The following is an 8,824-nucleotide window of genomic DNA, read 5'->3' as shown; positions in this document are numbered from 1 at the left end:
GGCCTGGCCTCAGAAGCGGCTGACCCGCCGGATGAACAGGTATCCGCCGGTCGGCCCGCTCCACTGCCGCGACTGCCAGATCACGCCCTCTTCGGCCGCGCCGCCATCCGCCACCCAGTAATCGTTGACGATCGTGCCATCGGGGTTGCTGCAGGTTTCGCGCAGATGCCGCGTGGCATGGCTCAGATCGTCGATGACCAGACGCTGGCGGCCAAGGTCGGCGGTCCTGCAGGCCATGGCGACGTCGACCGCCTGGTTGTCGAGCGCACGGAAGACATAGGTGCGCGCGCCCCCGCCCGGCCCGGGCCCGTCGCCCCGCAGCGCCACGCCGGCCGACAACATGTCCCATTCCGCGCCGCGGGTGCCCACCAGCACCCCGTTGCGGAAGCTGAACGACACGTTGTCGAGCGAGCGCCAGACCTCGATTCGGCCGCCGTAGCCGTCCTGGCGGGTGAAGCGGCGGAAGGCATGGCCGACGAGGTCGTGATTCTCGATCGTGAGTTCGATCACCGGCACGTTCTGCTTGTCGATCAGGGCGCGGCTGGGCGGCTGCGCGGGCGCGCGCGCCGCCTTGTTCCGGGCCGCGATCTCGCGCTGGGTCTCGAGCAGGTTCTCGTAGACCGTCGCCGGGCTGTTGGGATCCGCGCTTCGGCTGCTGCAGCCGGCCAGGAGCGCCGCCAGGCCGAAGAGCAGGCCCGGAATCAGGCGCGGAATCAGGCGGGGACGTTCGCGGTTCATTCCCAGACCCTCGCCCACGTGTCGTCCAGCGCCCTGGCATGAGAATCGCGGACCTGGCCGTAAAGCCGGCCGGGGACCGAGACCATCTGCCCGCCGTCGCGCTGGATCGGCCGGATGACGGTGCCGAGGCCGTTCCGAGTGGGCTTGCCCAGGAACCAGTTGAGGGGAATGCGGAAAGAGATCCCCTTGTCGAAGGAGCCTTCGCCGAACTCCTCGGCCGAGACATCGGTCTTCGTGAAGAAGGCGCCCACTTCCCAGCCATTGGCGAAGACGCGGTTGAAGCTGAAGGTGGCGCCCACGTCGCCGGCCAGGTAGCGCCCGGCGCTGACCGTGGCCAGGTAGCCGCGGCCCAGTTCCATGTAGGCGGTGGCGTGGCCGGTCATCACCTCGTAATCCTGGAAGCCGAAGCCCTGGTCGAAGGCCCGCTGCTTCACCGCGTTCACTTCCAGCCCCAGCGACAGCGGGTTGGTGACCGGCGCCCAGAGCACTTCGCCCGAGAGCCCGCCATACATGGATTCCAGGTAACCCCCGGTCAGGCGGGCATAGAGATTGGTGCCCGGCCGCCAGTAGCGCGCGCCGAAGAGGTTGTTCATGGTGAAGTCGTACTGGGCATAGAGGTTCTGGTCGGTGCGCACATGGGGCAGGACCGAGTTTGACGGCCGGCCGCCGTCCAGGTCGCCGGCGATCTTGTAGCGCAGCGTGCCGCTGGCAACCCAGCCCGGCGCCGGCCGGTAGGTGGCCGACAGCTGGGCGCCGACATCCAGCCGGAAGGGAACGGAGGGATCGAAATAGCCCGGTTCGAAATAGGGACCCAGCGACCACGAGAAGTCCGGGTAGAGCCCTTCGGCCGGCAGCGCCGCCGGATCGCGGCCCAGCGGCGCCTCGCCCAGCCCGGCCACGGCACGCAGGCCGGCGGTGGCCTCGGGCGCGAATTCCAGCGCCTCGAGATCCGAGCGCCTGAGCGTCACCGCCGACAGCGACATGCCGTTGGTCACCGGCACCAGCACGAAGGTCTCGACCGAGGCCGGCAGCACCTGCGCCATCACCCGCGCCGCCCGGCCGACGCCGTTGGCCGCCGCCCCGTAGCGGGCATTCTTATAGCGCAGCACGGCCTGCGTGGGTGTCAGCGTCAGGCTTTCCAGGACCAGCCCGTTCGCGGCCAGCGGTTCTGCCAGCGCGGTGCGGTAGGCCGCCTTGACCTCGGTGCTGGACGACCAGCTTGTCGACCAGGCGTCGGGCGCGGCCGCGCGCGCGGGCCGCGGCGTGATCGGCTGCGGCGCGGGAACGGATGTCTTGGTGGCGGGATATTTCGGGTTGAACTGAAGCTGCGCCGAAAAGCCCAGCTTGTCGCCGTAAAGGTAGTAGCCGCCCAGCCGCCAGCGTTCGCTCGCCTGGTACTCGACACCGAAGTTGAACGAGGATTTCCGCTCGAACAGGTTCGACGGCGCCGTCGTCTCGTTCACGTAGGCGTCCGAGGAATATTCCGCCTTCACGCCCCACTTGTCGTTGACCCGCCATTCGATCAGGCCGAAGGGCGCATAGGGGCCGCGGAACCACTGGTCGAAGCCAAGCTCGCCGCCCTCGCTGTCGGTCTCGTCATAGGCGGGCCGTTCGCCCGACGACCCGATCGAGCCGTAGGACCCCAGCCGCCCCCAGCCCAGGCCGGCCGAGACCTTGATCCGCCCGGACCGCCGCGACTGCCCCAGGGCGGGGACGTCGAAGCCCTTGGTGGCGACGACGTATTCGCCGGAATAGAAGCCGGTGCCGGCGAAATCCTGCAGGCCCACGGTCAGTTCCGGGCGGTAGGTCCCTTCCTTCAGAAGCCGGACACGGACATCGAAGGACCGGTCCCAGTAGGTGTCGAACCCGTAGCGGTCGAGGTTCTTCAGCCCGGTGTAGCGGAAGCTGGTGGTCATCCACGGAAACAGCTGGAACGCCGCGGTCAGCCGCCCGATCCCGGCGAAATAGCCCAAGGAAAGGGCGCCCTGCCCGTCGGGCATCATCTCGGCCGAGGGCATGTCGATGGCCCCGGGCAGGCCGTAGAAGTTCAGGCTGACGGGCGGCAGCGGGGTGAACTTGGGATCGAACCAGTCGCCCGCAGCGCCGCCCGGAGGGGGCGCGCGCAGGTCCGGGGCAGGGTCCGGGGTCGCTGCCTCCTGCGCCTGCAGGGCGGGGGCGGTCAGGCACAGGCCCGCGACAGCCCCCGACACGACTGTCGACATTGCGGTCGCCAGCAGGCCCGCGCGCGTCCTGCGGTACAGGGGTCGGAAAGATGGGAAGGGCCGGCACCGGTTCATTGCTGCTCTTTACGTCGTCTCTGGGCCGCCTGAAATCGGATTCGTTAGATCACGGTCCGCGGCCCGGGATCAACACTCCGCCGGTCCCCGCGCCGCTTATTGGCCGAAAGCGGCTTTGCGGGCACAGGACGGCGTATCGCGGCCCGTGGCCGAAAGGGGGCTCTGCCCCCGCCGCCCGTGCCGGGCGCCTCCCCCGGAGGACTTGGGAAAAGAAGAAGCAGGGGCGCGCAGGCGGGCCGATGCGCCCGGCCAGGCCATGGCCGGGTCGGGGCGGGGCCGGGAGGAGCCAGTGTCAGGCCTGGTAGTAATCGCGGTACCATTCCACGAAACGCGCCACGCCCTCGGGCACGGCGGTTTTCGGCGTGTAGCCCGTGAGCCGATGCAGAAGGGCTGCATCGGCCCATGTGGCGGGCACGTCGCCGGGCTGCATGTCCATCAGGGTCTGCGTGGCGGTCCGGCCCGTCGCGGCCTCGATCGCGGCGATGAAATCGGTGAGCTGCACCGCGTCGGAATTGCCGATATTGACCACCCGCCAGGGCGCCACGGGGGACAGGCTGTCGCCCTCTTCCACCACGCCGTTCGCGGGGCGCACCGGGGCGGCATCGATCAGCAGGCGGATCGCCTCGACCAGATCGTCGATATAGGTGAAGTCCCGCTTCATGTCGCCGTGGTTGTAGACGTCGATCGGATCGCCGTTCAGGATCGCCTTGGTGAACTTGAACAGCGCCATGTCCGGCCGGCCCCAGGGGCCGTAGACGGTGAAGAACCGGAACATCGTCACCGGCAGGCCGAAGAGATGCGCATAGGAATGCGCCATCGATTCCGTGGCCTTCTTGGTCGCGGCATAGAACGACATCTGGTGATCGGCCTTCGCGGTCTCGCGGTAGGGCATGTCGGTATTGGCGCCATAGGCCGAGGAGGTCGAGGCCAGCAGCATGTGGCCGGGCGGATGGGCGCGCGCGGCTTCCAGGATCTCGAACGTGCCGACCAGGTTCGCCTCGAGATAGGCGCGCGGGTTGTCGATCGAATAGCGCACGCCGGCCTGCGCCGCGAGATGGACGACCACGTCCGGGGTTTCCTCCGCGAACAGGCCCGCCATCAGGCCGGGCGTCTCGATCCGGTCGTTGAGGACGCGGAAGCCCGGGCTCTGCTGCAGCATCGCCTGGCGGCGTTCCTTCAGCGTGACGTCGTAATAGGGATCGAGCGCATCGACCCCCACCACCCGGAACCCGTCCGCCAGCAGCCGCCGGCAGAGATGGAAGCCGATGAAGCCCGAAGACCCCGTCACCAGCGCCGTGCGCGTTTCACTCATGACACATCCTTTCGTCGCCTCCGGGAGCAAAGACCGGACCCGGCAGGCATGTTCAAGCCGGCGCACGCCCCGGGGCGCCGCGTCCACAGGGTCAGTCCGCCCGTTTCTTCACCCAGCCCAGGAAGGCGGCATCCGGGTGGCGCAGGCGTTTCGCGCCGGTGCGCGCCCAGACACCGCGCCATTGGGCCTCCAGCGCATGCACGTCCGCGCCGGGCATCAGGGCGCGGGCCGTCTCCAGCGTGTCGGCCTTCAGGACGGGCGGGCCCGCCTCGACCACCGGGTTGCGCTGGGTGAAGCGGATCAGGTCGCCCTCCACTTCCTCCAGCACGTAATCCGGCAGGTGGTCGCCCTCGATCATGTCGCGGATCATCTTGCGGAAGACCCGGCGGGGCGAGGCGCTGCCCGACTTCTTTAGAAGCGTGTCCACCGAGACCGTCCAGGCCGGCTGCCGCCCGCAATGCTTGCGCGCCAGTTCGTAGACCCGCCGCTCCAGCGGTTTGCGGAGGCGAAAGTAATCGCGGGAAAGCGTCAGCACCGATTTCGCCAGCACCGCGCGGTAGAGCCAGTCGCTGAGCGTGATCGACACAGACACCATCCGCCCGCCGCGGGACCGGCGCACGATCTCCCACGATTCAATCAGGCCGAAGCCGGAGGTCGTCTCCGTCTCCCCCGTCGCGATGTTGGTGGTGATGCGCGTGCCCGCCAGCCGCTCGAAGGATTCCCGCAGGCGGCGGTAGGCGTCGCCCGACGTCTCGCGGTTCGTGGCCACCAGCAGATCGTGCGCTTTCAGGTAGAGCGTCCGGCTCACCTGCCGGCCTGCATTGATCGCGGCCATCAATTGGCTGATGCAGAAGATCAGGATGTCCTTGTCGTGGATCGTGGCCAGGCCCTTCACGCTCGGCGTCACCGTGATGTCGGTGCCGTTGTGCGAATAGCTCAGGATCCGCCGGTCGGGCCGGGTGGCGAGCGAGAACAGCGGATGCTCCATCGACGCCATGTCGTCCTTGGGCAGCGCATCGAAGACATCGCACAGGAAGAAATCCCCCTGCGGGTGCCGGTCGGGCAGAAGGCTGGACGCCCCGGCGGGCGACGGACGCAATGACATGAACTCGCCTGTAATCCTGCTATGAATTCGGGCCCCTTTCGCGGGGCTTTTCTATCGTGGTTTCAGTGACGCCGAGCCTACACTTATCCACAAGACCCGTCCATCGCCGGGGCCGATTTCATCGGGGGTTCAGAGTCGCCCCAGCGTGGGATCGGAGTCGCTTCAACGGGGTTTCAGAGTCGGTGTGCGTCGCAGGGGCCGGATTTTGTCAAAGACTCTCAGGGGATTGGCTGAAAGCCCCCGAGACCGTAACACTTATATAACTGGACTCTAACATCAGCCCTGATCCTTCCAAGGCCCGGTTTTCACGGGAACCCCCAGCCCTAAGCGTCCGAATCAGCTGAGAAAATCAGGAAAAGCCCTCCCGCCTGTACTCGATTCTTCCCATGTTGCGCCTTTTGCGGTACGATGGCCAAAACGCGTTACATGCGGCTATCAGAGGACATCGAGCATCCCATGGCCAAGGATCTCCCACAGGGCGCCGCCGCCCTGCCCCCCTATTTCAACATCGACCCCGACGCGGCCCTGGCCGAGCTTGAGGGCCCGACCGATACCGCCGGCTTCGCCACCATCGCCGGGGCCTGCGCAAAGGGCCGGGCCGATCTGGTCAGCCGCGGCAAGGACGAGGTGGGCGGGCGGACGTTGCGCCTGTTTTCCACATGGGAGATCACGCGCTACCTGATCCCCGTCGCACAGGCCCATTTCCGCCGCGTGCTGCGCGCCAACCCGGACCTGCCCCAGGGCCTGTCGGAAACCGCGGGCGGCGCCAAGTGGTTCACGCTGGATGAAGTCCTGCGCCTGCGCACCCATTTCGCCGCCGAAGGGTCGCGCGCCAAGGAATACAAACCCTACCGCCCCAAGGGACTGCCCGCGAAACTCGTGGCCGTCGCCAACTTCAAGGGCGGGGTCGGCAAGACGTCGACCGCCGCGCACCTCGCCATGTCGGCCGCCCTCGATGGCTACCGGGTGCTGGTGGTGGACCTCGACAGCCAGGGCTCCATGACCTCGATCTTCAACGGCCGGGTCGAGGATGAATGGGGCACCGCCTTCCCGCTGCTCGCCCGCCATTACGGCGAACATCTACGCGCCGACAACCAGCGCCGGATGGACCGGGGCGAAAACCCCCAGCCGCTGGACGACGCGCTGTCGGCCGCGTTGGAGATGACCGCGAAAGACGTGATCCAGAGCACCCACTGGCCCAATATCGACCTGATCGGCGCGCAGCTGAACCTCTACTGGGCGGAATTCCAGATCCCGGTCTGGCGCATGCAGGCCCGTGGCTGGAAGCTGTGGGACGCGCTGTCGGACCGGCTGGCCGCCGACGGGGTGCTGGACGATTACGACGTCGTCTTCATCGATACGCCCCCCGCGCTTGGCTACCTGACGATCAACGGGCTGGCCGCCGCCGACATCCTGCTGGTGCCCTTCGGGGCGTCGTTCCTGGAATTCGACTCGACGGGGCGGTTCTTCGACATGCTCCACTCCACCTTCGCCTCCATCGAGGAGGGCGAGAACATGGCCGCCCGCGCGCTGGGGAGGCCCGAGACGGCCTTCGAATGGGATGCCGTCCGCGCCGTCATCACCCGCTACGACGGCGCCCAGCAGGGCGAGATGTCGGCGCTGATCCAGTCCTATCTTGGCCACACGCTCTCCCCCCACCGGCAGGATTTCACGGCCCTGATCGGGCAGGCGGGCGAGCAGGTGTCGGGCATCTACGAGGCCGATTACCGCGATTTCAACCGCGAGACCTATGCCCGCGGCCGCGAGACCTTCGACGAGACCTATGCCGCGTTCAAACGCCTGCTGCTGGGGATCTGGCGGAAGGAAGAAATGGATCTGGCTGATGCACAGGCCGAACGGGCAGCACAGACCGAACGGGCGGGTTAGGGAATGGCAAGGATGACAGGGGATATGTCGGAGATTACGTCCACCCGGACGGTGCGTGGAGACCACGCACCCTACGGCCTGAACCCGAACGCACCCCTTAACGCCCAAAGGTTCGCGCCCGACCCGAGGGTGGGCACGGTAACGCCGGGAACGCTGATGGGTATGCGAACGACTTCAAAACCCGACGAACGCCTCATCCATTCGCGTCCGCCGTCGTGCCGCAGGCACGCCTCCGGCGTGACGGGGGCGGGTCGGGCGCGAACCGACGCTGACGCGTCGGGGTCATCGGGTCAGCAGACCACCCGGTTTCAGAACAGGAAGAAGGAGCAGGCCCATGGCAAAACGTAAACGGCTGGCCCCCGCCGGCCCCGTCAGCGCAGCGCCCGAGGCCCCCTCCCCTGCCCGCCCGCTGGGCCCCGCGCCCATCGCGCAGGTGGCGGGCGATGCCTCGGCCACCGCCGCGCTGGCGGAGCTTTCTGCCGAACTCACCTCGGCCCGTGCGCAAGGCCGGTTGATCGAGACCCTGCCCCTCGACGCCATCGACCCCGGCCACCTTGTCCGCGACCGCCTGATCCTGGACGAGGACGAGATGCAGGCGCTGATGACGTCGCTCAAGGCCCGCGGCCAGCAGACACCCATCGAGGTCCTGAAACTCCCCGCGCCCGACGGCCCCCGCACCCATGGCCTGATCTCGGGCTGGCGGCGCCTGGCGGCGCTGAAGCGGCTTCTGGCGGAAACCGGCGAGGCGCGTTTCGCAACGGTCGCCGCCCGCGTGATCGCCCCGGGCGACGCGGCTAGCTCCTATGTCGCGATGGTCGAGGAAAACGAGATCCGGGTGAACCTCAGCCACTACGAGCGCGCCCGCATCGCCTGGTCGGCCTGGAAGGAGGGCGTGTATCCCACGATGCGCGCGGCGCTGCAGGGGCTTTTCGGCGCGGTCTCGCGGTCGAAACGTTCCAAGATCGGCAGCTTCGTCCCGCTGGTCGAGGCGCTCGACGGCGCCCTGCGCTACCCGGCCGCAATCTCCGAACGGCTGGGCCTGGCGCTCGCCCGCGCGCTGGAAGAAGCGGACGGCTTCGCCACGACCCTCCGCGACAGGCTGGAGACGACCGAGGCCCCCGACCCGGAAACCGAACTCGCCGTCCTGCAGGACGCGCTGGCGGGGCTCGAGGCGCCGGCCGCCACCCCGGCGCCCTCCGAACCGCCCACCGCGAAACCGGCGGGCAAACCCGCCCCCGACCTCACCCGCTACGACATCGCCGCGGGCCTGACCCTGACCAGCCGCGCCTCCCCCTCGGGCATCCGTATCGAACTGGCCGGCGACCAGGTCGACGCCCGCCTGCTGGCCGATCTCAAGGCCTGGCTGGAAGCGCGGTGATGGCGGGGTTTCTTTGGTCTTCAAATACCTCGGGGGAGTCGCCCGCAGGGCGGCGGGGGCAGCGCCCCCTTCCCCGCCCGCAACCGCGAAACATTCCGGAAATGGAT

At 68.2% G+C, this 8,824-nt stretch carries 6 protein-coding genes; 2 read left to right on the top strand and 4 right to left on the bottom strand.

All coding sequences use genetic code 11. From position 1 onward, the window contains the following. Positions 1-9: 9 nt before the first annotated feature. From D4754_RS22190 to D4754_RS22175, 4 genes are all read right to left on the bottom strand, one after another. Positions 10-738 carry a YjbF family lipoprotein gene (locus tag D4754_RS22190; RefSeq protein WP_121068204.1) on the bottom strand — a complete coding sequence of 243 codons (729 nt, stop codon included), beginning with the start codon at positions 736-738 and terminating at the stop codon, positions 10-12. Beyond that, a complete protein-coding gene (locus D4754_RS22185) occupies positions 735-2,960 on the bottom strand; it encodes a YjbH domain-containing protein (protein ID WP_121068202.1) in 2,226 nt (741 codons plus the stop codon). The genes D4754_RS22190 and D4754_RS22185 overlap by 4 nt, the downstream gene beginning before the upstream one ends. Before the next feature lie 367 nt (positions 2,961-3,327). Next, the gene (locus D4754_RS22180; RefSeq protein ID WP_121068201.1) at positions 3,328-4,347 is read right to left on the bottom strand and encodes an NAD-dependent epimerase/dehydratase family protein; all 1,020 of its coding nucleotides are present in this window, start codon (positions 4,345-4,347) and stop codon (positions 3,328-3,330) included. A gap of 91 nt (positions 4,348-4,438) precedes the next feature. Continuing rightward, on the bottom strand, positions 4,439-5,452 hold the full coding sequence (locus D4754_RS22175) for a replication initiator protein A (protein ID WP_121068199.1): 1,014 nt from the start codon (positions 5,450-5,452) through the stop codon (positions 4,439-4,441). Positions 5,453-5,908: 456 nt separating this feature from the next. Here D4754_RS22175 and D4754_RS22170 point away from each other — a divergent pair, with 456 nt between their 5' ends. Further along, entirely contained in the window at positions 5,909-7,339 is a 1,431-nt protein-coding gene (locus D4754_RS22170) for an AAA family ATPase (RefSeq protein WP_163026030.1), read from the top strand. 334 nt (positions 7,340-7,673) lie between these two features. Next, complete coding sequence (locus tag D4754_RS22165) at positions 7,674-8,717, top strand: ParB/RepB/Spo0J family partition protein (RefSeq protein WP_121068195.1); 1,044 nt, start codon at positions 7,674-7,676, stop codon at positions 8,715-8,717. Positions 8,718-8,824 lie beyond the last annotated feature (107 nt).

The organism is Chachezhania antarctica (assembly GCF_003646465.1).
GTDB classification, from domain to species: Bacteria; Pseudomonadota; Alphaproteobacteria; order Rhodobacterales; family Rhodobacteraceae; genus Chachezhania; species Chachezhania antarctica.
Note: the sequence above shows the minus strand (reverse complement) of the source record. Positions and strands in the feature narration are given on the sequence as shown.

Bases quoted from the DNA above. Each gene is read 5' to 3' on its own strand.
- D4754_RS22170 (WP_163026030.1), top strand. From the start codon at position 5,909: ATGGCCAAGGATCTCCCACAGGGCGCCGCCGCCCTGCCCCCCTATTTC.
- D4754_RS22185 (WP_121068202.1), bottom strand. From the start codon at position 2,960: ATGTCGACAGTCGTGTCGGGGGCTGTCGCGGGCCTGTGCCTGACCGCC.
- D4754_RS22175 (WP_121068199.1), bottom strand. From the start codon at position 5,452: ATGTCATTGCGTCCGTCGCCCGCCGGGGCGTCCAGCCTTCTGCCCGAC.
- D4754_RS22190 (WP_121068204.1), bottom strand. From the start codon at position 738: ATGAACCGCGAACGTCCCCGCCTGATTCCGCGCCTGATTCCGGGCCTG.
- D4754_RS22180 (WP_121068201.1), bottom strand. From the start codon at position 4,347: ATGAGTGAAACGCGCACGGCGCTGGTGACGGGGTCTTCGGGCTTCATC.
- D4754_RS22165 (WP_121068195.1), top strand. From the start codon at position 7,674: ATGGCAAAACGTAAACGGCTGGCCCCCGCCGGCCCCGTCAGCGCAGCG.